The organism is Vallicoccus soli, assembly GCF_003594885.1.
Classification (GTDB): domain Bacteria; phylum Actinomycetota; class Actinomycetes; order Motilibacterales; family Motilibacteraceae; genus Vallicoccus; species Vallicoccus soli.
Genome location: NZ_QZEZ01000001.1, coordinates 895,821 through 918,513, shown reverse-complemented (window position 1 = coordinate 918,513; position 22,693 = coordinate 895,821). Strand labels below are relative to the sequence as shown.

General features: G+C 76.7%; 23 protein-coding genes. 1 reads left to right on the top strand and 22 read right to left on the bottom strand.

The window, feature by feature from the left end; genetic code table 11:
- Positions 1 to 25 precede the first annotated feature (25 nt).
- The 9 genes from D5H78_RS04345 to D5H78_RS04305 form a co-directional block, all read right to left on the bottom strand.
- Positions 26 to 853 carry a F0F1 ATP synthase subunit delta gene (locus D5H78_RS04345; RefSeq protein WP_218566222.1) on the bottom strand — a complete coding sequence of 276 codons (828 nt, stop codon included), beginning with the start codon at positions 851 to 853 and terminating at the stop codon, positions 26 to 28.
- A 2-nt stretch (positions 854 to 855) separates the two neighbouring features.
- Complete coding sequence (locus tag D5H78_RS04340) at positions 856 to 1,455, bottom strand: F0F1 ATP synthase subunit B (RefSeq protein ID WP_245941585.1); 600 nt, start codon at positions 1,453 to 1,455, stop codon at positions 856 to 858.
- Positions 1,456 to 1,483: 28 nt separating this feature from the next.
- Positions 1,484 to 1,687, bottom strand: coding sequence for an ATP synthase F0 subunit C (locus D5H78_RS04335; protein WP_119949078.1), 204 nt, complete (start codon positions 1,685 to 1,687; stop codon positions 1,484 to 1,486).
- An 82-nt stretch (positions 1,688 to 1,769) separates the two neighbouring features.
- Positions 1,770 to 2,555 carry a F0F1 ATP synthase subunit A gene (atpB, locus tag D5H78_RS04330; RefSeq protein WP_119949077.1) on the bottom strand — a complete coding sequence of 262 codons (786 nt, stop codon included), beginning with the start codon at positions 2,553 to 2,555 and terminating at the stop codon, positions 1,770 to 1,772.
- Positions 2,556 to 2,619: 64 nt separating this feature from the next.
- Positions 2,620 to 2,865 (bottom strand): hypothetical protein, encoded by a 246-nt coding sequence (locus D5H78_RS04325; protein ID WP_119949076.1) that lies wholly within the window; start codon positions 2,863 to 2,865, stop codon positions 2,620 to 2,622.
- A gap of 69 nt (positions 2,866 to 2,934) precedes the next feature.
- Positions 2,935 to 3,345: a Cg1360 family ATP-synthase-associated protein gene (locus D5H78_RS19225; RefSeq protein ID WP_165865591.1), complete on the bottom strand. Its 411-nt coding sequence runs from the start codon at positions 3,343 to 3,345 to the stop codon at positions 2,935 to 2,937.
- A gap of 189 nt (positions 3,346 to 3,534) precedes the next feature.
- On the bottom strand, positions 3,535 to 4,665 hold the full coding sequence (locus D5H78_RS04315) for a glycosyltransferase family 4 protein (RefSeq protein ID WP_119949075.1): 1,131 nt from the start codon (positions 4,663 to 4,665) through the stop codon (positions 3,535 to 3,537).
- Between the two features lie 48 nt (positions 4,666 to 4,713).
- Entirely contained in the window at positions 4,714 to 5,982 is a 1,269-nt protein-coding gene (locus D5H78_RS04310) for a serine hydroxymethyltransferase (RefSeq protein ID WP_119949074.1), read from the bottom strand.
- Between the two features lie 56 nt (positions 5,983 to 6,038).
- Positions 6,039 to 6,887 carry a hypothetical protein gene (locus D5H78_RS04305; protein ID WP_119949073.1) on the bottom strand — a complete coding sequence of 283 codons (849 nt, stop codon included), beginning with the start codon at positions 6,885 to 6,887 and terminating at the stop codon, positions 6,039 to 6,041.
- Between the two features lie 85 nt (positions 6,888 to 6,972).
- Between D5H78_RS04305 and rpsD the strand changes: the two genes are divergently transcribed.
- Positions 6,973 to 7,590: a 30S ribosomal protein S4 gene (gene rpsD, locus D5H78_RS04300; RefSeq protein WP_119949072.1), complete on the top strand. Its 618-nt coding sequence runs from the start codon at positions 6,973 to 6,975 to the stop codon at positions 7,588 to 7,590.
- Between the two features lie 18 nt (positions 7,591 to 7,608).
- On the opposite strand, the gene D5H78_RS04295 is transcribed toward rpsD, so the two are convergent.
- The 13 genes from D5H78_RS04295 to argS all read right to left on the bottom strand — a co-directional run bounded on the left by D5H78_RS04295 (position 7,609) and on the right by argS (position 22,647).
- Complete coding sequence (locus tag D5H78_RS04295) at positions 7,609 to 8,244, bottom strand: L-threonylcarbamoyladenylate synthase (protein WP_119949366.1); 636 nt, start codon at positions 8,242 to 8,244, stop codon at positions 7,609 to 7,611.
- 28 nt (positions 8,245 to 8,272) lie between these two features.
- On the bottom strand, positions 8,273 to 9,115 hold the full coding sequence (gene prmC, locus D5H78_RS04290) for a peptide chain release factor N(5)-glutamine methyltransferase (protein WP_119949071.1): 843 nt from the start codon (positions 9,113 to 9,115) through the stop codon (positions 8,273 to 8,275).
- On the bottom strand, positions 9,112 to 10,200 hold the full coding sequence (gene prfA, locus D5H78_RS04285) for a peptide chain release factor 1 (RefSeq protein WP_119949070.1): 1,089 nt from the start codon (positions 10,198 to 10,200) through the stop codon (positions 9,112 to 9,114). Before prfA ends, prmC begins: the two co-directional genes overlap by 4 nt.
- 90 nt (positions 10,201 to 10,290) lie before the next feature.
- Positions 10,291 to 10,497: a 50S ribosomal protein L31 gene (rpmE, locus tag D5H78_RS04280; RefSeq protein WP_119949069.1), complete on the bottom strand. Its 207-nt coding sequence runs from the start codon at positions 10,495 to 10,497 to the stop codon at positions 10,291 to 10,293.
- A 74-nt stretch (positions 10,498 to 10,571) separates the two neighbouring features.
- The gene (locus D5H78_RS04275; RefSeq protein WP_119949068.1) at positions 10,572 to 12,533 is read right to left on the bottom strand and encodes an ATP-binding protein; all 1,962 of its coding nucleotides are present in this window, start codon (positions 12,531 to 12,533) and stop codon (positions 10,572 to 10,574) included.
- A 134-nt stretch (positions 12,534 to 12,667) separates the two neighbouring features.
- Entirely contained in the window at positions 12,668 to 13,042 is a 375-nt protein-coding gene (locus tag D5H78_RS04270; protein ID WP_119949067.1) for a response regulator, read from the bottom strand.
- Positions 13,039 to 13,458, bottom strand: a complete 420-nt coding sequence (locus tag D5H78_RS04265) for a response regulator (RefSeq protein WP_119949066.1) — start codon at positions 13,456 to 13,458, stop codon at positions 13,039 to 13,041. Before D5H78_RS04265 ends, D5H78_RS04270 begins: the two co-directional genes overlap by 4 nt.
- Positions 13,459 to 13,578: 120 nt before the next feature.
- Positions 13,579 to 15,771, bottom strand: coding sequence for a transcription termination factor Rho (gene rho, locus D5H78_RS04260; RefSeq protein WP_119949065.1), 2,193 nt, complete (start codon positions 15,769 to 15,771; stop codon positions 13,579 to 13,581).
- A 420-nt stretch (positions 15,772 to 16,191) separates the two neighbouring features.
- Positions 16,192 to 17,097 carry a homoserine kinase gene (thrB, locus tag D5H78_RS04255; RefSeq protein WP_119949064.1) on the bottom strand — a complete coding sequence of 302 codons (906 nt, stop codon included), beginning with the start codon at positions 17,095 to 17,097 and terminating at the stop codon, positions 16,192 to 16,194.
- A 10-nt stretch (positions 17,098 to 17,107) separates the two neighbouring features.
- Positions 17,108 to 18,190, bottom strand: a complete 1,083-nt coding sequence (thrC, locus tag D5H78_RS04250) for a threonine synthase (protein ID WP_218566221.1) — start codon at positions 18,188 to 18,190, stop codon at positions 17,108 to 17,110.
- A complete protein-coding gene (locus D5H78_RS04245; protein ID WP_119949063.1) occupies positions 18,187 to 19,488 on the bottom strand; it encodes a homoserine dehydrogenase in 1,302 nt (433 codons plus the stop codon). The genes thrC and D5H78_RS04245 overlap by 4 nt, the downstream gene beginning before the upstream one ends.
- A gap of 85 nt (positions 19,489 to 19,573) precedes the next feature.
- Positions 19,574 to 20,986, bottom strand: a complete 1,413-nt coding sequence (gene lysA / locus D5H78_RS04240; RefSeq protein WP_218566220.1) for a diaminopimelate decarboxylase — start codon at positions 20,984 to 20,986, stop codon at positions 19,574 to 19,576.
- On the bottom strand, positions 20,986 to 22,647 hold the full coding sequence (argS, locus tag D5H78_RS04235; RefSeq protein WP_119949061.1) for an arginine--tRNA ligase: 1,662 nt from the start codon (positions 22,645 to 22,647) through the stop codon (positions 20,986 to 20,988). Before argS ends, lysA begins: the two co-directional genes overlap by 1 nt.
- Between the last annotated feature and the right edge of the window lie 46 nt (positions 22,648 to 22,693).

The window sequence follows — 22,693 nt, the reverse complement described above, 5'->3', positions numbered from 1 at the left end:
GGGCGGTGCACCGCCCGTGCCGGGGTCAGCCGGCGAGGCCGCGGCGCACCACGTCGAAGCGGCGGGCGACCGTGCCGTCGACGAGCTCGTCGCCGACCTGCACCCGCAGCCCGCCGACGACCGCCGGGTCGACGTCGACGTTGAGCTGCACCGCGCGGCCGTACTGGCGCGCGAGCGCCCCGGCCAGCCGCTCGCGCTGCTGCTCGGTGAGCGGCGTCGCCGCGACGACGTGCGCCAGCAGGCGCTGGCGCCGCTCGGCCGCCACCCGGCCGTGCAGCTCGAGCAGCGCGTCGAGCCGGCGCCCGCGCGGGTGCACGACCGCCTCGCGCACCGCGCGCACCGTCTCCGGCGCGGCCTGCGCGGCGAGGAGGTCCTCCACCAGTGCCGCCCGGTGGTCCGCCGGCGCGGAGGCGTCGGACAGGGCCGTGCGCAGCGCCGGCGCGCCGGCGACCGTGCGCTGGAAGCGGAACAGCTCGTCCTCGTACGCGTCGAGGCGCCCCTCGCGCTCGGCCGCCGCGGCGTTGGCCTGCCCGGCCAGCACCTCGACGCCCGCGACGAGCTCGCTCGGCGCGGACCAGCGCGAGCGCGCGGCCGCGGCGAGCACCTCGACGGTCGGCTCGGAGACCTGCCCGCGCAGCACCGCCTCGGCGAGCCCGGCGCGCGCCTGCTCCCCGCGCGAGGCGTCCGCGAGGGCGCGGCGCAGCCCGACGTTGCCGTCGAGCAGGTCCGCGACCGCGAAGAGCTCCTCGGCGAGGCGCCCGAGGTCGGCCTGCCCGCTGTCCGCGAGCGCGTCGAGGCGCTCGCGGGCCGCGGCCAGCGCCGCCCGGCTCGCGCCCTGCAGCCCGTCGGCCATGCTCAGACCTCCCGGGCGGCGGTGGCGCCGGCGCCCGCGCCGTCGGTGCGGCCCTGCTCGAGGTCGGCGAGGAACCGGTCGACGACGCGCCGCTGGCGCTCGTCGTCCTGCAGCGACTCGCCCACGATCCGCTCGGCGAGGTCGGTCGCCATGCGCCCGACCTGCGTGCGCAGCTCGTTGAACGCCTGCTGCCGGTCCGCCTCGATCTGCTGGCGGGCGGCCGCGGTGATGCGCTGCGCCTCGGCCTGCGCCTGCTCGCGCATCTGGGCGACGATGACGGCGCCCTCCTGGCGCGCCGCCTCGCGCTGGCTCGCGGCCTCGGCCCGCGAGGCCGCGAGCTGGGCGCGGTACTCCTCGAGGGCGCGCTGGGCCTCGGCCTGCGCCTCCTCGGCGCGCGACATGCCGCCCTCGATGGCGTCCTGCCGCTCGGCCAGCACCCGCTCGAAGGCGGGTGCCACCTTGCTGCGCACGATCCAGTAGAGGATCGCGAAGGCGACGAGGCCGACGATGATCTCCGCCGGGTGCGGGATGATCGGGTACGCGTCGGCCCAGAAGCCGCCGTCCTCCCCGCTCACCGCGAGGACGGGCGCTGCTCCGGTCACGAGTGCTCCTCGGTGGTGGGGCTGCTGCTCAGAGGATGAAGGCGAGCACGAGGCCGAACAGCGCGAGGGCCTCGGCCAGGGCGAAGCCCAGGATGGCGATCGGCTGCAGCAGGCCGCGCGACTCGGGCTGGCGGGCGACGCCGTTGATGTAGGCGGCGAAGATGAGGCCGACGGCGATGGCCGGGCCGATGGCCGCGACGCCGTAGCCGAGGACGTTCAGGTTGCCTTCCACAGGTGTTCCTCTTCCTTCTCAGGGCCCGGTGGCGCGGGGCGCGCCCCCGGAGTCGTGGGGGTGGAGCGGTGGGCGGTGCGGCTCAGTGCTCGTCGGCGAGGGCGCCGGCGATGTAGAACGCGCTGAGCAGGACGAAGACGTACGCCTGCAGGAACTGCACGAGGATCTCGAAGAACGTCATGACGATCCCGAGGCCGAAGGCAGGGATGCTCGCCAGGCGGGTGAGGCCCTCGCCGTGCAGCAGGAGGTACTCGCCGCCGAGGATGAAGACGAGCAGGAGCAGGTGGCCCGCGAACATGTTCGCGAAGAGCCGCATGCCGAGCGTCAGCGGACGGGTGATGAAGACCGTCACGAGCTCGAGGAAGAACATGAACGGCACGATCCAGCCGGGCAGGCCCCCGGGGACGAGCCCGCGGAAGTACGCCCCCACGCCCTTGCGGCGGATGCCCACGACGTGGAACGTCACGAGGACCACCGCCGTGAGCGCCGCGGCGAAGCCGATGCGGCTGAAGGTGGGGTACTGCACGAACGGCACGACGCCGAACAGGTTGTTCACCAGGATCAGCACGAACAGGGTGAACAGCAGGGGCACGAAGCGGCGGAAGTCGTGGCTGCCGATGACGTCGCGCGCGATGCCGTTGCGCACGAAGCCGTAGCCGCCCTCGACGATGAACTGGGCCTTGCCGGGCACCGTGCTCAGCCGCCGGGCGACGAGCAGCAGGAGGCCGCCGATGAGGACCACGGACAGGGCCATGACCACCATCGGGCGCGTGATGGCGAACGCGCCGTCGCCGACGAGCGGCTGCCAGAAGTCGGCGACCCCCGGCGCTTCGAAGCTCTCACCGTCGGCGGCGAGCAGCTGGCTCACGGGTTCTCCTCTCGGACGGCCGCGGCCGGCCCGGGCGGGCGGCGGGGCGGTCCTGCGGTGGCGGTCAGGGTCGGGGCGGGCCGAAGCGGAGGTGCACCAGCCACAGCGAGAGGCCGGTGCCGAGGATCATGCCGACCGCGACGAGGAACGAGGTCCCGAGCCAGCGGTCCAGCAGCAGCCCGGCGCCGCCGTAGAGCAGCATCCCCGACAGCAGGTAGGCGATGACCTGGAACGGGTCGCGCTGGGGACCGTCGGGGGGCTCGTGCCCCGTCCCGCCGCGCCGCGCGCCGCTGCCGTCCCCGCTGCTCATCGCCGCCGGGAGCGTAGCAGCCGGCGCCGGTGCGCCCGGACGGGCGGGCCGCGGCCCCGGGGGCCGCGCTCACCGCCACGACAGGCCGTCCGGCTCGACCACGAGGGTGCGGCGGCGGGCGACGAGGCGCACGTGCCCGGCGAGCCAGGCGAGCGAGCCCAGGACGACGGCGGCGGCGAAGGCCGGCGCGGACAGGCCGGGCGCGTCGGCGGCGCCCAGGAGCACCAGCGCGAGCAGGCCGAGCTTGAGCGGGTAGAGCGCCATGACCATGGTCATCGCGAGCCGCGGCTCGAGGCCGGCGGTGCGCGCGGCGACGAGGTGGTCCACCCCGAAGAAGGCCGCGACCAGGGCGCCGCCCGCGAGGGTGCCCACGAGGCCCGGCGCGCCGGCGGCCACCGTCGCGACGACGGCGACCACGGCGAGCGCTGCGGCGGAGGGCGCTGCTGCGCTGCGCAGCGCCGCGGCGTCGTGCCTGGGCATGTCCTCGGCCTTCACTGGTCGGGGGCGGCGGGCTCCGGAGGAACCTAGCACAGCGCTCGCGGCCCCCCGGCGGGCGCGCACCGCCGTGCAGCGCGGCAGTCGCGCAGGTCACAGGGCATGCGGCGGGCCCGGGGCGGGTGCGGGGCGGGGGGGTCGGCCGGCGCGCCCGCGCCCGCGCGCCGGGCCGCGCTACGCCGGGTGCCGGGGGCGCCGCGGCGGGCGGCCGGGGCGGGCCACCGCCCGGTCCAGACCCGCGGTGAGGGCGAGCGCCACGACCGCCGCCGCCGCCACGCCGCGCTCGGGCCAGGGCCCGTCGACGATCGCGACGAGCAGGGTCCCCAGGGCCAGCAGGGCGGCCCACAGGTGCATGAGCCCGACCGCCCGCCGGTGGGAGTGCCCGATCTCCAGGAGCCGGTGGTGCAGGTGCTGCTTGTCGGGGGCGAAGGGCGAGCGCCCGGCGGCGGTGCGCCGCACCACGGCCAGCAGCAGGTCCGCGAGCGGCACGAGGATGACGAGCACCGGCAGCAGCAGGGGCAGCAGCGCCGGGCCGAGGCCGAGCGAGGTGACCCCGCTCGGCTCCACCTTGCCGGTGAGCGTGATCGTCGAGGCCGCGAGCAGCAGGCCGAGCAGCATCGACCCGGAGTCGCCCATGAACACCCGCGCCGGGTGCAGGTTGTGCGGCAGGAAGCCCAGGCAGCAGCCGGCCGTCACGGCCGTGATCATCGTGGGGGTGTCGGCGTACTCGATCCGCTCGACGACCGACAGGATGTAGGAGTAGACGAACAGCGAGCCGGCCGCGATGAGCACGATGCCCGCGGCGAGCCCGTCGAGCCCGTCGACGAAGTTGACGGCGTTGATGGTCACGACGACGACGAGGACGGAGAGCAGCACGCCCAGGGACTGCGGGAGGTACTGCGTGGTCGAGCCGAAGGGCAGCCAGAACAGCTGCACCCCCTGCAGGGCCATGACGCCGCCCGCGAGGACCTGGCCCGCGAGCTTGGTGACCGCGTCGATCCCCCACCGGTCGTCGACGGCGCCGAGCAGGCAGATCACCACCGCCCCGGACAGCAGCCCCCGCCAGTCGGTCTGGCCCGACTCGAAGACGGTCCGCAGCAGCGGCAGCTTGCTCGCCACGAGCACCCCGGCGCAGAGCCCGGCGAGGATGGCGACCCCGCCCATGCGCGGGATCGGGGTGTCGTGCACGTCCCGGTCGCGCACCGGCGTCATGACGCCCCAGCGCAGCGCGAGCCGGCGCACCGGGGCCGTGGTGAGGTAGGTGACCGCCATGGCGACGAGGAGCACCAGCGCGTAGTTGCGCACGGCCTCAGCCCCCCGCCGCCGCGGCGGTGCCCGGCCCCCGCCGCCGGCTCAGGGCCGCGGGTAGGCCGGGTGGCGGGCGACGAGCGCGCCGACGGCGCCGGCGACCTCGCGGGTCGTGGCCTCGTCCTCGGCCTTGACCGCGCGGGCGATGAGCGAGGCGACCTCCTTCATGTCGCCCTCCCCCATCCCCTGGGTCGTGACCGCCGGCGTGCCGACCCGGATGCCGGAGGCGACCATCGGCTTCTGGGGGTCGTACGGGATCGCGTTCTTGTTGAGCGTGATCCGCGCGGCGTCGCAGCGGCGCTCGGCGTCGGCCCCGGTGACGCCGGTCGCCGTGAGGTCGATGAGCGCCAGGTGCGTGTCGGTGCCGCCCGAGACCGGGCGCATCCCCTCGGCGGCGAGGCCGTCGGCGAGCGCCTTGGCGTTGGCGACGACCTGGTGCGCGTACTCCCGGTAGGAGGGCTGCAGGCACTCGCGCAGCGCGACCGCCTTGGCGGCCACCGCGTGCATGAGCGGCCCGCCCTGCGCGAACGGGAAGACCGCCTTGTCGATGCGCTTGGCGAGCTCCTCCCGGCACAGCACCATGCCGCCGCGCGGGCCGCGCAGGACCTTGTGCGTGGTGAAGCAGACGACGTCGGCGTAGGGCACCGGGGACGGGATCGCCCCGCCCGCGACGAGGCCGATGAAGTGGGCGGCGTCGACCATGAACCAGGCGCCGACCTCGTCGGCGATCTCGCGGAACCGCGCGAAGTCGATGAGGCGCGGGTACGCCGTCGCCCCGGCGATGATCATCTTCGGCCGGCGCTGCAGCGCGAGGTCGCGGACCTCGTCGTAGTCGATGAGCTCGTCGTCCTTGCGCACGGTGTAGGGCACCGGCTCGAACCACGTGCCGGAGAAGTTCACCTTCGACCCGTGGGTCAGGTGCCCGCCGTGCGGCAGCGACATGGCCAGCACCTTGTCGCCCGGCTGGAGCAGGGCGGCGTACGCGGCGAAGTTGGCGCTCGCGCCGGAGTGCGGCTGCAGGTTGGCGTGGTCGGCCCCGAAGAGCTCCTTGGCCCGCGCGATGCCGATCTCCTCGGCCTGGTCCACGACGCCGCAGCCGCCGTAGTAGCGCCGGCCGGGGTAGCCCTCGGCGTACTTGTTCGACAGCGTCGAGCCGAGCGCGGCGAGGACGGCCGGGGAGGTGAAGTTCTCGCTGGCGATGAGCTGCAGGCCGCCGCGCAGGCGCTCGAGCTCGTCGAGCACGACGCCGGCGATCTCGGGGTCCTCGGCCTGCAGGGCCCCGAAGTCGGGCCCCCAGAAGGTGTCGTCGGCCATGCGCCTGCTCCTCGCGGGTGGTGCTCGGGGGGACGCCCCCACTCTAGGGCCCGCGCTCAGCAGCAGCGGCGCGCCCGCTCCAGCAGGACGGCGACGGCGACGGCGAGCTCGCCGGGGTGGCGCAGCGGCGCGGCGAAGGGCAGGTGCACGTCGACCCGCTCGTCGACCCGCCCGCCCGCCCGTCCGTCCACCAGCCGGTCCGCCCGCCCGTCCGGGAGGGCGCCGCCCGGTGCGACGCGCAGCCGCAGCCCGAAGCGGTCGACGCCCACGACGACCGGGTCGTGCACCGGTCCCCCGACCACGGCCCCGGCGAGCGCGGCCAGCAGCGCGACCTCGCGCGGGTGGCGGCCCGCGACGTGCTCGAGCAGCTGCGGCTCGTCGTCGACGAGCGGGTCGGGCACCGCGGCCGCGTAGTCCTCCACCGCGACCCGCGCCCGCCCCCGGCCGTCGGCGAGGGTCACGTCGGCGACGTCGAGCCGCACGAGGGTCCACCCCTCGAGGTCCTCCGGCGCGGTCCCGAGGCCCAGGGACGGCGCGAGCCGCGCCCGCTCGGCCCCGTCGAGCTCCTCGGCCCAGCCGTCGAGCCGCACGGTGCCGCGCACCCGGTCCGCCACCGGGACCGGGACCAGCGCCCAGCCCTCGACGACCGCGGCCACGTCGGGCAGCCCGTGCGCGGCGGCCGCGCGCAGCGCCTCCACCACGGGGTCGTCGTCGGCGAGCACGAGCAGCGGCGCGCCGCGCGGGTCGAGCCGGTGCCCGGCGACGAGGGCCTCCGGCGGGTGCGGGCCGCTGCCGCCGTCGAGCAGGCGCAGGACGAGGGTCGGCGCGGCGCGCAGCACGGTCCTGGCGCGCTCGCCCGGCGTCGGCCCGGCGGCGGTGCGCAGCTCCCCGGCGGTGGTGGACACGGCGGCTCCTCTGGGTGGGGTCGGTCCTCGGCGACATGCTTGTAAGGTGAGCCTAACCTGAGTACGACCGGAAGGACACCACCCCGTGGCCAACGCCCCCCGCCCGAAGGTCCGGCGCAGCCGGGCCCTGGGCATCGCCCTGACCCCGAAGTGCGCGCGCCACCTCGACGAGCGGCCGTACCCGCCCGGCCAGCACGGGCGCCGGGTGCGCCGCGGGCAGAGCGACTACGCCGTGCGGCTGCTGGAGAAGCAGCGCCTGCGCGCGCAGTACGACGTCAGCGAGAAGCAGCTGCAGCGGGCGTACGACGCCGCGCACCGCGCCGCGGGGCGCACGGGCGAGGTGCTCATCAGCGACCTCGAGACGCGCCTGGACGCGCTGGTCCTGCGCTCGGGCTTCGCCCGCACGATCTACCAGGCCCGCCAGGCGGTCGTGCACCGGCACGTCGTGGTCGACGGGGAGCGGGTGGACCGCCCGTCGTACCGGGTGCGCCCGGGGCAGGTCGTGCAGGTCGCCGAGCGCAGCCGCGCCAAGGACCCCTTCGTCGTCGCGGCCGCCGGCGCGCACGCCGGCGAGGGCGGGGCGCCGGCGTACCTCAAGGTGGACCTGCCGGCGCTCACGGCGCGGCTCGTGCGGCGCCCCGAGCGCCCCGAGGTGCCCGTCGTGTGCGACGAGCAGCTCGTGGTGGAGCACTACGCGCGCTGACGCGCCCCCGGCGCGGGGCTAGTCCTCGTCCTCGTCCACGACGTCGGGGACGACCTCGCGCAGCCGCTCCAGCGGCGTCGCGCCCAGCCGCAGCACCCGCGGCGGGCGCGACGTCGCGTCCACGATGGTGGAGGGCACCGGCTCCCCCGCCGGCCCGCCGTCGAGGTAGACGGCGACGGAGTCTCCGAGCTGCTCGACCGCCTCGTCGCAGGTCACCGCCGGCGGCATGCCGGTGCGGTTGGCGCTGCTCACCGCCATCGGGCCGGTCTCCTGCAGCAGCTCGATGGCCACCGGGTGCAGCGGCATCCGCACCGCGACCGTGCCGCCGGCGTCGCCGAGGTCCCACTGCAGGCTCGGCTGCGCCCGCAGCACGAGGGTCAGCGAGCCGGGCCAGAACGCCTCGACGAGCTTGCGCGCCGCCTGGCTGACGTCGGTCGTGATGCCGTCGAGCGTCTTCGGCGAGCCCACGAGGACCGGCACCGGCATGTCGCGCCCGCGGCCCTTGGCCTCGAGCAGGTCGCCGACGGCCTCCTCGCGGAAGGCGTCGGCGCCGATGCCGTACACGGTGTCGGTCGGCAGCACGACGAGGTCCCCGCGGCGCACGGCGGAGGCCGCCCGCTCGAGCCCGCGCCGGCGCTCGACCGGGTCGTCCATGGCGAAGCGTCGCAGCACGCGCCGCAGCCTAGGGGCGCCGGCGGGCGCTGACCCAGCGGGGGCGCCCGGCGAGGTCGTCGTGGTCGGCCACGTCGTCCCACCGGCCCGTGGCGGTCAGCACGGCCGGCGCGGCCTCGCCCTGCAGGTCGGCGTGCTCGGAGAGCAGGAGCCCCCCGGGGCGCAGCAGGCGCGCGGCGGTGCGCTCGACGACCCGCAGCGCGTCGAGCCCGTCGTCGCCGGACCACAGCGCGAGGGCGGGGTCGTGCTCGACGACCTCCGGGTCGCGCACGAGGGCGCCGACCGGGATGTACGGCGGGTTGGTCACCACGACGTCGACCGCCCCGTCGAGCTCGGGGAACGCCCCGTCCATGTCGCCCAGGCGCAGGTCGACGCCGGAGCCGGCGAGGTTGCGCGCGGCCCAGGCGTGGGCCTGCTCGGACAGCTCGACGGCGTGCACCCGCGCGGCCGGCACCTCGGTCGCGACGCTCAGCGCGATCGCGCCGGAGCCGGTGCACAGGTCGACGACGACGGGTGCCGCGAGGCGCAGCGCCTCCTCGACGGCCGCGCCGGCCACGAGCTCGGTCTCCGGGCGCGGGGTGAAGACGCCGGGGCCGACCGCGAGGCCGACGTGGCGGAACCAGGCCATGCCGGTGATGTGCTGCAGGGGCTCGCGCCGTCGGCGGCGCTCGACGAGGGGGCCGTACGCGTCGCCCACCGCGGTGAGGCGCCACAGGTCGCGCCGCTCGACGCCGTGGGCGTGGGCCAGCAGCTCCTCCGCGTCGTGCCGCGGCGACGGGACCCCGGCCCCGGCCAGGAGCGCGGCGGCGCGCTCGAGCTCGGCCCGCACGCCCCGGTCCAGCGGACCGGTCACCCGGCGCCGCCGGCCTCGGACGCGGCGAGCCGCGCCGCGGCGTCGGCGTCGAGGAGCGCCTGCACGACGCCGTCGAGGTCGCCGTCGAGCACCTGGTCGAGGTTGTGCGCCTTGTAGCCCACCCGGTGGTCCGAGATCCGGTTCTCCGGGAAGTTGTAGGTGCGCACGCGCTCGGAGCGGTCGACGGTGCGCACCTGCGAGGCGCGCAGCGCCGAGGCCTCGGCGTCGGCGGTCTCCTGCGCGGCGGCGAGCAGGCGGGCGCGCAGGATGCGCATCGCCTGCTCGCGGTTCTGCAGCTGGCTCTTCTCGTTCTGGCAGGTGGCCACGACGCCCGTCGGCAGGTGCGTGATGCGCACCGCGGAGTCGGTGGTGTTGACGCTCTGCCCCCCGGGGCCCGAGGAGCGGTAGACGTCGATGCGCAGGTCGCCCGGGTCGATGTCGACGTCGACGTCCTCGGCCTCCGGCAGCACGAGGACGCCGGCGGCGCTGGTGTGGATGCGCCCCTGCGACTCGGTGACCGGCACGCGCTGCACGCGGTGCACGCCGCCCTCGAACTTCAGCCGCGCCCAGATGCCCTCGCCGGGCTCGTCGGTGCCCCCGCGCGACTTCACCGCCAGCGCCACGTCCTTGTAGCCGCCGAGGTCGGACCCGGTGGCGTCGAGCAGCTCGGTGCGCCAGCCGCGGCGCTCGGCGTAGCGGGTGTACATCCGCACGAGGTCGGCGGCGAACAGCGCGGACTCCTCGCCGCCCTCGCCGGCCTTGACCTCCAGGATGACGTCCTTGCCGTCGTCGGGGTCGCGGGGCACGAGCAGGCGGCGCAGCCGCTCGGCGAGCTCCTCGCGCCGGGCGTCCTGCTCCGCGGCCTCGGCCGCGAACGACGGGTCCTCGCCCGCCAGCTCGCGGGCGGCCTGGGCGTCGTCGCCGGCGCGGCGCCACGCGGCGTACGTCTCCACGAGCGGGGTCAGCTCCGCGTAGCGGCGGCTGAGGGTGCGCGCGGCCCGCTGGTCCGCGTGCACCGCGGGGTCGGCGAGCCGCCGCTCCAGCTCCGCGTGCTCGCCCACCAGCTCGGCGACCGCCTCGAACACCCTGCCTCCCGCTCCTCGACCCGCCCCGTACGCCCCTGGCACGCGAACGGCGCCGGACCCCCGCGCGGGGGTCCGGCGCCGTGGCGGCGACTAGCGCTTGCCGAACCGCTTCTCGAAGCGGGCGACGCGGCCGCCGGTGTCGAGGATCTTCTGCTTGCCCGTGTAGAACGGGTGGCACGCGGAGCACACCTCGGCGCGGATCTGGCCGCTGCCGGACGTGCTGCGCGTGGTGAACGTGTTGCCGCAGGTGCAGGTGACCTGGGTGTCCACGTAGGTCGGGTGGATGTCGGGTCGCATGGAGGCTCCTCGCTGGTGGTGCGGCCGCCGGGTCGGGAGCGCTCGGGTGCGCCGCCCGTGAACCGGGACCTCGGTCAGTGTGCCAGAGGCACGACCGTGGGCGACAACGCGACGGGTGCCCCGCCTGTTCCTCCGCCCGCGCCCGGCAGGTCCACGACCACGCGGGTGCCGCGGCCCTGCTCGGAGGCCACCTCGAGGGCCCCGCCGTGCTGCTCGACGATGCTGCGCACGATGGTCAGCCCCAGCCCCGTCCCCTGCACCGCGGCGGCCGTGGCGTTGCTCGCCCGGAAGAACCGGGTGAACAGGCGGTCCTGCTCCGCGGCGGGGATGCCGATGCCGGTGTCCTCGACCTCCAGGCGCACCCGCCCGTCCGCGACGGCGCAGCGCAGCGCGACGCGGCCCCCCGCGGGCGTGAACTTCACCGCGTTGCTCAGCAGGTTGAGCAGCACCCGCTCCAGCTGCCCCGCGTCGCCCAGGACGAGGGCGCCGGGCGGCACCGCCGCCGGCTCGAGCTCGACGCCGCCGGTCTGAGCGGCGGGGCGCACCGTCGCCGCGGCATGGGCGACGAGGTCCTCGACGGCGACGGGGACCCGCTCGGAGGAGTACGCCCGCGCCTCGATCCGGGACAGCGTGAGCAGGTCCTCGATGAGCAGCCGCAGCCGGCGCGCGTTGCGCTCGAGGACGTCGAGCATCGCCGCCTGCTCGTCGCCGAGCGGGCCCGCGTCGCCGTCGCGCAGCAGCTCCAGGTAGCCGGAGATGCTCGTCAGCGGCGTGCGCAGCTCGTGGGACACGGTCGACAGGAAGTCGGTCTTCGTGCGGTCGAGCTCCTGCAGGCGCTCGACGAGGTCCTGCTGGTCGCGGTAGAGCCGGGCCCGCACGAGCGCGCGGCCGACGTCGGCGGCCACCAGCAGCGCCGCCTCGACCTCCCGCCGGTGCCACGCGCGCGGCCCGCCGGTGGTGACGAGCAGCAGCGCTCCCAGCGCCTCCTCGCCCGAGCCCAGGGGAACCGCGAGCAGGGCCGTCGCTCCGGTGCCGGCCACGGCGGCGAGCGCCGCGCGGGCGGCGTCGCCGTCCGGGTGCGCGGCGTCGGGGACGGCCAGCGCCGCGCCGTCCTCGTGCAGGGGCGCCAGCCAGGGGGCGGGCACGGGGTCGCCGGGGCCCGGCGGGCCCGGGGGCCAGGCGGCCGCCGCGGGGGCCAGCGCGGCGCCGTCGAGGAGCCGTACGAGCGCCGCGTCGGCCCCGAGGGCCTCCCCCAGCAGCGCCACCGCCTCCTCGAGGACCCGCTCGGGGACCGTCTCGTCGCGCAGGCGCCGCCCGAGCGCGTGGGCGACCCCGCGCAGCCGCTCGGTCTCGGCGGCCTCGGCGCGCAGCCGCTCGGCCTCCTCGGCGAGCGCGTCCACGGCGCCGGCCACCGCCCGCACCTCGCGCGGCCCCGTGGCGCGCCCCGTGCGGGCCGTCCCCTCGCCCGCGGCCAGCCGCTGCACGACGCCGGCGAGCGCCACGAGCGGCGCCACGAGCGCCGTACGGGCCTGCCGCGCGACGACGAGCATCCCCGCGAGCGCGACGGCGAGCGCGCCGAGGACGAGGGCGACGGCGAGGCGCCGCACGGCCTCCTCGGCCTCCTCCGCGTCCAGGGCCGTCGCGGTGAGCCGCGCGTCGAGCCGGCCGTTCACGTCGCGGAACGCGTCGACCAGCGCCTTGTTGCGGCGGGTGGCTCCCTCGTCGACGTCCACCTGCGCCGGTGCCAGGGCGGCGACGACGTCGCCGTACGTGCGGCGCCACTCCTGCTCGAGGCGCACCTGCTCGTCCACGAGGGCGCGCTCGGACGGGTCGCCCGCGCGCCCGCGGGCGTCGCGCGCCGCCGCGGCGAAGGCCTCCCGGCCCCGCTCGTACGGCTCGAGGAACTCCCGGTCGCGCGCCAGCCGGTAGCCGCGCACCCCCGTCTCCATGTCCACGACGGCCAGCAGCATGGCGGTCGTGCTCGCGCGGACGAGGTCGGCGCGCGCGGCCCGGTCGCGGCTGCGCTCGGTCAGCACGAGGCCCGCGACGCCCGCCCCGGCGACGAGCAGGAGCAGGGCGAGCAGCAGCGCGAGCGCGGCCGCCAGGCCGTGGCGCAGCGCGGGGGCGCCCGGCGCCGCGGGACGGCCGGGCGCGGGGGGCGGGGGCGCGCTCAGGGCCGCACCCGCGACAGCACCGACTGCACCCGCCCCACGAGCTCGCGGGGGCTGAAGGGCTTGACGACGTAGTCGTCCACGCCGGTCGCGAAGCCGTGCGCGACGTCGGCCTCCTGCGCCTTGGCGGTGAGCATGATGATCGGCAGGTCGGCGGTGGCGTCCTCGGCGCGCAGGGCCGCGCACACCTCGAGGCCGGTCAGGCCCGGCATCATGTGGTCGAGCACGACGAGGTCCGGGGCCTGCTCGCGGGCCGCGGCGAGGGCCGCGACGCCGTCCTCGACGGCGACGACGTGGTAGCCCGCCTGCGTCAGCTTGAAGCCCACGAGCTCGCGGATGTCGGCGTCGTCGTCGGCGACGAGGACGGTCGTCACGGGCGCTCCCCCAGCGGCGTCGGCGTGTCCAGCCCCGCCACGGCGCGCACGACGTCCCGGCGGGTGAACGGCTTGGCCAGCACGCCGCGCACCCCGAGCTGCTGGAGCCGGGGCCCGCGCACGTCGTCGAGGTCGAGCATCGACGTCATGACGACCTCGCAACCGCGCGTGGTCGGGTGCTGACGCAACGACTGTACGACGTCGTAGCCGCTGATCCCCGGCAGGACGACGTCGACGACCACGAGCTGCGGCGGGGCGGCGAGCGCGCGCTCCACCGCCTCCTCGCCGGTCGCGGCGCCGTCGACGCTCCAGCCGAGCCGGCGCAGGTGCGTGGTGAGCAGGCCCCGGACGTCGGCGTCGTCCTCGACGACGAGGGCCCGCCGGGCGGGGGCGGCAGCGGCGGCGTCGGTGGTCACCCCCTCCCCTCGGCGCGGCGGGCCGGGGGCTTGAGCGGGGGCCGTACGCCGACGGGGCCGGCCCGCTGCTGCGGCCCGGCCCCGTCGGGGTGCTGCTGGTCGCTGGTGCTGTGCTGCCGGTCAGTCCTCGACCTGGCGCTGCGGCACCATCGGCGTCGTCTTCTGGACCTGCATGAGGAACTCCACGTTGCTGCGGGTCTCCTTGAGCTTGCCCAGGAGCAGCTCGATGGCCTGCTGGCTGTCGAGCGCGGCGATGACCCGGCGGAGCTTCCAGACGACCTGCTGCTCCTCGCGCGACATGAGGATCTCCTCGCGCCGCGTGCCGGAGGCGTCGACGTCGACCGCCGGGAAGATGCGCTTGTCCGCCAGCTTGCGGTCCAAGCGCAGCTCCATGTTGCCGGTGCCCTTGAACTCCTCGAAGATCACCTCGTCCATCTTCGAGCCGGTGTCCACCAGCGCGGTGGCGAGGATGGTCAGCGAGCCGCCGTGCTCGATGTTGCGCGCCGCGCCGAAGAACCGCTTCGGCGGGTAGAGCGCGCTCGAGTCGACACCGCCGGACAGGATGCGCCCGCTCGCCGGGGCGGCGAGGTTGTACGCGCGCCCGAGGCGGGTGATCGAGTCGAGCAGCACGACGACGTCGTGCCCGAGCTCGACGAGGCGCTTCGCCCGCTCGATGGCGAGCTCGGCGACCGTCGTGTGGTCGCTCGCCGGCCGGTCGAAGGTCGAGGCGATGACCTCGCCCTTGACCGTGCGCTGCATGTCCGTGACCTCCTCGGGGCGCTCGTCCACGAGGACGACCATGAGGTGGCACTCCGGGTTGTTCTGGGTGATCGCGTTGGCGATCGACTGCAGCACCATCGTCTTGCCGGCCTTGGGCGGGCTGACGATGAGCCCGCGCTGCCCCTTGCCGATGGGGGCGACGAGGTCGATGATCCGCGTCGTGTGGATGCCGGGCTCGGTCTCCAGGCGCAGCCGCTCCTGCGGGTAGAGCGGGGTGAGCTTGCCGAACTCGACCCGCTGGCGGGCCCGCTCGGGCTCCGCGCCGTTGACCGTGTCCAGCCGCACGAGCGCGTTGAACTTGTCGCGGCGCTGCTCGCCCTCGCGCGGCTGGCGCACCGCGCCGGTCACCGCGTCGCCCTTGCGCAGGCCGTGGCGGCGCACCTGCTGCAGCGAGACGTACACGTCGTTCGGGCCCGGCAGGTAGCCGGACGTGCGCACGAACGCGTAGCTGTCGTGGATGTCGACGATGCCCGCCACCGGGACGAGCACGTCGTCCTCGGCGACCTCCGGCTCGGCGTCGCCCTGCTCGCGGCCGCGGCGACGGCCCCGGTCCCGGTAGCGCCCGCGGCGCCCGCGGCGCCCGCCGAACTCGTCGTCGTCGTCCTCGGGGCCGGCGCCCTGGCGCCCGTCCTGGCGGTCGCGGCCGTCCTGGCGCTCGCCGCGGTCCCGGTCCTGGCGCTCGCCGCGGTCCCGGTCCTGCCGCTCGCCGCGGCCGTCCTGGCGCTCGGTGCGCTCGCGGCCGTCCTGGCGGTCGCCGTCCTGGCGGTCGGCGTCCTGGCGCCCGTCCTGGCGCCCGTCCTGGCGGTCGCGGTCCTGGCGGTCGCCGCGGCCCCGGTCCTGGCGGTCGCGGCCGTCCTGCTCGCCGTCGCGCGGCTCGCGGCCGTCGCGCTCGGCGTCGCGGCGGGCCTGGCGCTCACGCCGCGAGGGGCGGCGCTCGCGGCGGTCGTCGCCGTCCTGGTCGTCGCGCTCGTCGCGCTCGCCGCGGTCGGCCCGGTCGGCCCGGTCGCCCCGCTCCGCGCGGTCGGCCCGGTCGGCGCGGAGGTCGTCGCCCTGCTCCCCGCGGTCGGCGCGGGCGGCGGCGCGCTCGAGGGCGCGGTCCAGCTCCGGGTCGAGGGTGGGCTGCGGCGCCGGGGCGGGCTGCTGCTCAGCGCTGGTGGTGGTGGGTGCGGCGGGCTGCTCGGCCGTCGCGGGGGCGCTCGGCGCGGCCCCCGCGGCGGGGGCGGCGCTCGGGGCGGGAGCCGGCGTGCTGGGCGCGGCGCTCGGGGCCGCGGCGCCGCCGCCGGCCTGGCGCTCGCTGATGAGCTCGATGAGCTGGCTCTTGCGCATGCGCCCGGTGCCGCTGATGCCGAGCTGGGCGGCGAGCGCCTGCAGCTCCGGGAGCACCATGGCGGCGAGGCCGCTGCCGCGGCGGCGGGTCGTGCGGGCGGGGGCGCCGTTCGTGGCGCCCTCGACGCCGGCGCCGCTCCCGGCGGCACCGGTCGCGGTGGGCTCGACGGCCGCGGGGGCGTCCGTGAGACCGGTGGTGTCGGACACGCTGGGTCCTTCCGTGAGGGAGGTCGACGGCCTGGACGGCGGCCGACCGGTCGTGCTGCCGGCGGGGTGCCGGTCGTGCTCACCCGTCCCGGGGCCGCGGACGGCCGGGGGCGCGGGGGCTACCGGAGCGGGACGGGGGGGCTCTGTGCGGCGGACCCCGGCGCCGACGTCCTGCGCACGGAGGCGGGGGGTTCGGCGGGCCACGGCCTGCTGCGGGAGCGGCCGCCGGGGGAAGGGCCCCGGGGGGTCGTGGCGGAGCACCTGCCCGAAGGGCTCTGGTGCACGACCACCGTAACACCACGGCCCCCGCTGTCCTTCCCCTCCGCGCAGGTTCCGCGCGCCGTGACCGTTCCGCGACCTGCGGCCGACGCAGCGCTCCCCCGCGCGCACGGACCGTGCCCAGCAGCCCGGGGGTGCCCCTCAGGCAGGGGCGGCGGTGGCGCCTTCGGCGCGCAGCGCGAGCACGTGCGCGGCGAACCCCTCCGGCGCGGCCGCCGCGAGACCGGGGGCGTCGGCGGCGGGGACCAGGGCGAGGACCGTCGGCCCGGCCCCGGAGACGACGGCCGGCACGCCGTCGGCGCGCAGGCGCTCGACGAGCGCGGCGGAGCCGGGCATCGCGGGGGCGCGGTACGCCTGGTGCAGGCGGTCCTGCGTCGCGGGCAGCAGCAGGTCCGGGCGCCGGGTCAGCGCCTGCACGAGCAGCGCCGCGCGCCCGGCGTTGGCGGCGGCGTCGGCGTGCGGGACGGTCGCCGGCAGCAGCCGCCGGACCTCGTGGGTGGAGACGCCGCCCGGGGGGACGTACGCGACCGCGGCGGTGCCGGGGTCGGGGTCGTGGCGCAGGACGCCGGTGCGCCCGCCGTCGTCCCACGCGAGGGTGAGGCCGCCGAGCAGGCACGCCGCGACGTTGTCCGGGTGCCCCTCCTCGGCGGTCGCGAGGTCGAGCACCTCCGCGTCGCCGAGCCGGGACGCGCCGTCGTCGACGAGCGCGCGGGCGGCGAGCAGGCCCGCGACGATCGCAGCGGCCGAGGAGCCGAGCCCGCGCGCGTGCGGGATGCGGTTGGTGCAGGCGAGGTGCAGGCCGCCCGGTGCGACGCCGAGGCGGCCCAGGGTCGCGAGGAGGACGCGGGCCACGAGGTGCCGCTCGTCGCGCGGCACGTCGGCGGCGCCCTCGCCCTCGACGTCGATGCGCAGCCCCTCGCCGCGGGGCGTCACGACGACGTCGTCGCCGAGGCCGAGCGCGAGGCCGAGCGCGTCGAAGCCCGGGCCGAGGTTGGCGCTGGTCGCCGGCACGTGCACGCGCACCGGGCGCCCCGTCAGGGCGCTCACCGCCGCGCGCTCACGCGAGGCCGACGGCCTCCGCGGCCGCCTCCACCGTCGCGGGGACGGTCACCGTGGAGACCTCGCGGCCCGCGAGCGCGGTGGCCGTGTCCTTGAGGCCGTGCCCGGTGACCGTGACGACGACCCGCAGGCCCCGCTCGAGCCCGCCGCGGGCGTGCACCTGGAGCAGCCCGGCGACGCCGGCCGCCGACGCCGGCTCGACGAAGACGCCCTCGCGCTCGGCGAGCAGGCGCTGCGCGGCGAGGATCTGCTCGTCGGTGACGGCCTCGACGCAGCCGCGCGACTCGTCGCGGGCCTTCACCGCCAGCCCCCACGAGGCGGGGTTGCCGACCCGGATCGCCGTGGCCACCGTCTCGGGGTCGGGCACCGGCACGCCGCTGACCAGCGGGGCGGCCCCGGCCGCCTGGAACCCCCACATCCGCGGGGCGCGGTCCACGAGCCCGTCGGCGAGGTACTCCTGGTAGCCGAGCCAGTACGCGGACACGTTGCCCGCGTTGCCGACCGGCAGGCAGTGCACGTCGGGCGCGCCGCCGAGCGCGTCGACCACCTCGAACGCCGCGGTCTTCTGCCCCTGCAGGCGCACCGGGTTGACCGAGTTGACGAGGGTGACCGGGTAGCGCTCGGCGAGCCCGCGCACGACGGTGAGGCAGTCGTCGAACCCGCCCTCGACCTGCAGCAGCGTCGCGCCGTGCACCACGGCCTGGGCGAGCTTGCCCGCCGCGATCTTGCCGGTGGGGATGGCGACGACGCAGGTCAGGCCCGCGCGCACGGCGTACGCGGCGGCGGAGGCGCTCGTGTTGCCGGTGGACGCGCAGATGACGGCCTTGGCGCCCTCCTCGGCGGCCCGGCTCATCGCCACGGTCATGCCGCGGTCCTTGAACGAGCCGGTCGGGTTGGCGCCCTCGACCTTCAGGTGCACCTCGCAGCCGGTCAGCGCGGAGAGGTGCTCCGCCGGCACGAGCGGCGTGCCGCCCTCGCGCAGCGTGACGACCGGGGTGGACGCCGACACCGGCAGCCGGTCGCGGTACTCCTCGATGACGCCGCGCCACGCCCGGCCCGTCGCAGCCTGCACCACGCTCACTCCCCCTCCACCCGCATCACGCTGGTCACGCCCTGCACCGCGTCGAGCCCGCGCAGCCCCTCGACGGTCGCCTGCAGCGCCGCGTCCGTCGCGCGGTGCGTGACGACGACGAGCTCGGCGTCGTCCCCGTCGCCGAGCGGGCGCTGGCGGACGGTGTCGATCGACACCCCGTGCTCGGCGAACACCTGCGCGACCGCCGCGAGCACGCCGGCGCGGTCCGCGACGTCGAGGCTCACGTGGTAGCGGGTGACCGTCTCGCCCATGGGGCGCACGAGGAGGTCGGCGTACGACGACTCGCCCGGCCCGCGCCCGCCGCCGACCCGGTGCCGGGCCACGGCGACCAGGTCCCCGAGCACGGCGCTGGCCGTGGGCGCGCCGCCGGCGCCGCGGCCGTAGAACATGAGCTCGCCCGCCGCCTCGGCGTCGACGAACACCGCGTTGAAGGCGTCGCGGACGCTGGCCAGCGGGTGGCTGCGCGGGATCATCGCCGGGTGGACGCGCGCGCCCACCGACTGCCCGTCCTCGGACAGCTCGCAGATCGCGAGGAGCTTGACGACGCTGCCCATGGCCCGCGCGCTCGCCACGTCGGCGGCGCTGACCTCGGTGATGCCCTCGCGGTGCACGTCCATCGCGGTGACCCGCGTGTGGAACGCGAGCCCGGCGAGGATCGCCGCCTTCGCGGCGGCGTCGAAGCCCTCGACGTCGGCGGTGGGGTCGGCCTCGGCGTAGCCGAGCGCCTGCGCCTCCTCCAGCGCCTCGCCGAAGCCGGCGCCCGTCTCGTCCATCTTCGTCAGCACGTAGTTGGTCGTGCCGTTGACGATGCCGAGGACCCGGCGCACGCGGTCGCCGGCGAGCGACTCGCGCATCGGCCGCAGGATGGGGATGGCCCCCGCGACGGCCGCCTCGTAGTAGAGGTCGACGCCGTGCTTCTCCGCCGCGGCGAAGAGCGTCGCGCCGTCCTCGGCGAGCAGCGCCTTGTTGGCGGAGACCACCGACGCGCCGCCGGCCATCGCCGCGAGCACCAGGGAGCGGGCGGGCTCGATGCCGCCGATGACCTCGACGACGAGGTCGACGTCCTCGCGCTCGACGAGCCCGGTGGCGTCGTCGGTGAACAGGGCGGGGTCGACCGGCAGGTCGGGGCGGGGGCGCCCGGGGCGCCGTACGGCGATGCCCGCCAGCTCGAGGGGCCGGCCCACCCGGGCGGCGAGGTCGTCGGCCTGCGTCGTGAGCAGGCGCGCCACCTCGGTGCCCACCACGCCGCAGCCGAGCAGCGCGACGCGCAGCGCCGGCTCGCCCATCTGTCCTCCTCCTGCCAGTCCTCGGTAGGGAGTGTCGCGGCACCGCCCATCCCGTGGACGGTTCGTCCGCGATGCGAGACGCAGGCTAGTCGGTGCCGCGGACCCCCGCGTCGAGGCGCAGCAGGTCGTCCTCGGTCTCCCCGTGGACGACCACGCGCGCCCGCCCGTCGCGCACGGCCACCACCGGCGGGCGCGGCACGTGGTTGTAGTTGCTGGCCATCGAGCGGCAGTACGCCCCCGTCGCCGGCACCGCCAGCAGGTCCGGCGAGGCGGTGTCCGCCGGCAGCCAGGCGTCGCGCACGACGACGTCGCCGGACTCGCAGTGCTTGCCGACGACCCGCGAGAGCACCGGCTCGGCGCCGGACGCGCGGTTCGCCAGCGAGACCGAGTAGTCCGCGCCGTAGAGCGCGGTGCGGATGTTGTCGCTCATGCCGCCGTCGACCGAGACGTACCGCCGGGACAGCCCCGCGGTGCCGGTGGCGACCTCCTTGACCGTGCCGACCTCGTACAGCGTCACGGTCCCCGGCCCGGCGATGGCCCGTCCCGGCTCGACGGCCAGGCGCGGCACGGGCAGGCCGAGGGCCCGGCACTCGCGCTCCACGATGGTGCGCAGCGCGTCGGCGATGACCTTGACGTCCAGCGGGTCGTCGGCGTCGGTGTACGCGATCCCAAGGCCGCCACCGAGGTCGAGCTCGGGCAGCTCGACGCCGTGCTCGTCGCGGACCTGCCCGAGCAGGCCGACGACGCGGTGGGCGGCCACCTCGAACCCGGCGGTGTCGAAGATCTGCGAGCCGATGTGCGAGTGCAGGCCGACGAGCTCGAGCGAGGACGCGTCGAGGACCCGGCGCACCGCCTCGGCCGCGGCGCCGCCGGCGAGGGAGAAGCCGAACTTCTGGTCCTCGTGGGCGGTGGCGATGAACTCGTGGGTGTGGGCCTCGACGCCCACGGTCACGCGCACGAGCACCCGCTGGCGCACCCGCGCCCGGTCGGCGACGAGCGCGAGCCGGTCGATCTCCTCGTACGAGTCGACCACCACCCGCCCGACGCCGGCGCGGACCGCGCGCTCGAGCTCGCGGGTGGACTTGTTGTTGCCGTGGAAGACGATGCGCTCGGCGGGGAAGTCGGCCGCCAGCGCCACCGCGAGCTCGCCACCCGTCGACACGTCGAGGGAAAGCCCTTCCTCCTGCACCCAGCGGCAGACCGCGGTGCAGAGGAACGCCTTGCCGGCGTAGTAGACGTCGGCCTCGTCGCCGAAGGCGCGGCGGTAGTCGCGGCACCGGGAGCGGAAGTCGTCCTCGTCGAGGACGAACAGCGGGGTGCCGTACGTGTCGGCGAGCTCGCGGACGTCGAGCCCGCCCACCCGCAGCACGCCGTCGCGGCGCTCGGCGCCGCGGGGCCACACCCGCGCGTCGAGGGCGCTGAGGTCGGCCGGCGCGGGCTGGTGGCCGTGCTCGGTCAGCAGGTCGGCGTGCCGGGGGCCGGCGGGGTGCGCGCGCATCACATCTGCTCCGGGGCGCCGACGCCGAGCAGGTCGAGCCCGTTGGCGATGACGGTGCGGGCGGCGTCGTTGAGCCAGAGCCGGGCCCGCGTGGTGTCCGTGGCCCCCTCGTCGCCGCGGGGCAGGATCCGGCAGGCGTCGTAGAAGCGGTGGTAGGTGCCCGCGAGCTCCTCGAGGTAGCGCGCCACGCGGTGCGGCTCACGCAGCTCGGCGGCCGTCGCGACGACGCGCGGGAACTCGGCCAGCGCCAGCAGCAGGTCGCCCTCGCGCTCGTGGGACAGCAGCTCCGGGCGGAACGCCTCCGCCGGGCCGCGCTCGACGCCCAGGTCGCGGGCGTTGCGCGACACCGAGGCCGTGCGGGCGGCGACGTACTGCACGTAGTAGACCGGGTTCTCGTTCGCCTGCCGGGTGATGACGTCGATGTCCAGCGTCAGCGGCGAGTCGGTCGGGTAGCGGCACAGCGAGTAGCGCACGGCGTCGACGCCCGCGAGGTCGACGAAGTCCTCCAGCGTGACGATGTTGCCCGCCCGCTTGGACAGCCGCAGCTCCTCGCCGTCCTTGAGGATCTTCACGAGCTGCCCGATGAGCACCTCGATGTTCCGCTCCGGGTCGTCGCCCGCGCACGCCGCGATGGCCTTGAGGCGCCCGACGTAGCCGTGGTGGTCGGCGCCGAGCATGTAGAGGCACACGTCGAAGCCGCGCGCGCGCTTGTCCACGTAGTAGGCCGTGTCCGAGGCGAAGTACGTCAGCTCGCCGTCGGCCTTGACGAGGACGCGGTCCTTGTCGTCGCCGGAGTCCGTCGTGCGCAGCCACGTGGCGCCGTCCTGCTCGAAGACGTGGCCCTGCTCGCGCAGCCGCGCGAACGCGCGCTCGACGGCGCCGCTCTCGTGCAGCGTGCGCTCGGAGTACCAGACGTCGAAGGAGGTGCGGAACCGGGCGAGGACGTCCTGCTGCTGCGCGAGCTGCAGGCGGTAGCCCTCCTCGCGGAAGCGCACCAGCTGCTCGTCCTCGGGCAGGTCGAGGATGCCGGGCACCTCGGCGACGACCTGCTTGGCGAGTTCGGGCACGTAGTCGCCGTGGTAGCCGTCGGCGGGCACCTCGCGCCCGTGCGCCGCCGCCATGAGCGAGGCGCCGAACCGGTCCATCTGCACGCCGCGGTCGTTGACGTAGAACTCGCGGGTGACCTCGGCGCCGGCGGCGGCCAGGACCCGCCCGAGCGCGTCGCCGACGGCCGCCCAGCGGGTGTGGCCCAGGTGCAGGGGCCCCGTGGGGTTGGCCGAGATGAACTCGAGGTCGACCCGGGTGCCGGCGAGGCGGTCGCCCCGCCCGTACGCCGCGCCGGCCTCGACGACCTGCCGGGCCAGCAGGCCCTGGGCGCCGGCCTCCAGCGTGACGTTGAGGAAGCCGGGCCCGGCGACCTCGACGCCGGCGACGCCCTCCACGGCCCCGAGCCGCGCGGCGAGCAGCTGCGCGACCTCCCGCGGCGGGCGCCCGGCGGCCTTCGCCAGCTGCAGCGCGACGTTGGTCGCCCAGTCGCCGTGGCCCTTCTGCTTGGGGCGCTCCACGCGGACCTCCGCCGGGACCTCGACCCGCAGCTCCCCGGCCTCGACGGCGGCGAGCAGGGCGGAGCGGACGGCGGCGGCGAGCTGGGCGGGGGTCACCGTCCCAGGGTATCGACTGCGCACCGCGGGACCGGACGCGTGCGCG

What these genes read in the sequence shown, in the direction of transcription:
- D5H78_RS04345 (WP_218566222.1), bottom strand. Translation starts at nt 853, where the DNA reads ATGGCCGACGGGCTGCAGGGCGCGAGCCGGGCGGCGCTGGCCGCGGCC.
- D5H78_RS04325 (WP_119949076.1), bottom strand. Translation starts at nt 2,865, where the DNA reads ATGAGCAGCGGGGACGGCAGCGGCGCGCGGCGCGGCGGGACGGGGCAC.
- D5H78_RS19225 (WP_165865591.1), bottom strand. Translation starts at nt 3,345, where the DNA reads ATGCCCAGGCACGACGCCGCGGCGCTGCGCAGCGCAGCAGCGCCCTCC.
- D5H78_RS04310 (WP_119949074.1), bottom strand. Translation starts at nt 5,982, where the DNA reads ATGGCCGACGACACCTTCTGGGGGCCCGACTTCGGGGCCCTGCAGGCC.
- D5H78_RS04295 (WP_119949366.1), bottom strand. Translation starts at nt 8,244, where the DNA reads ATGGACGACCCGGTCGAGCGCCGGCGCGGGCTCGAGCGGGCGGCCTCC.
- rpmE (WP_119949069.1), bottom strand. Translation starts at nt 10,497, where the DNA reads ATGCGACCCGACATCCACCCGACCTACGTGGACACCCAGGTCACCTGC.
- D5H78_RS04245 (WP_119949063.1), bottom strand. Translation starts at nt 19,488, where the DNA reads ATGGGCGAGCCGGCGCTGCGCGTCGCGCTGCTCGGCTGCGGCGTGGTG.
- lysA (WP_218566220.1), bottom strand. Translation starts at nt 20,986, where the DNA reads ATGCGCGCGCACCCCGCCGGCCCCCGGCACGCCGACCTGCTGACCGAG.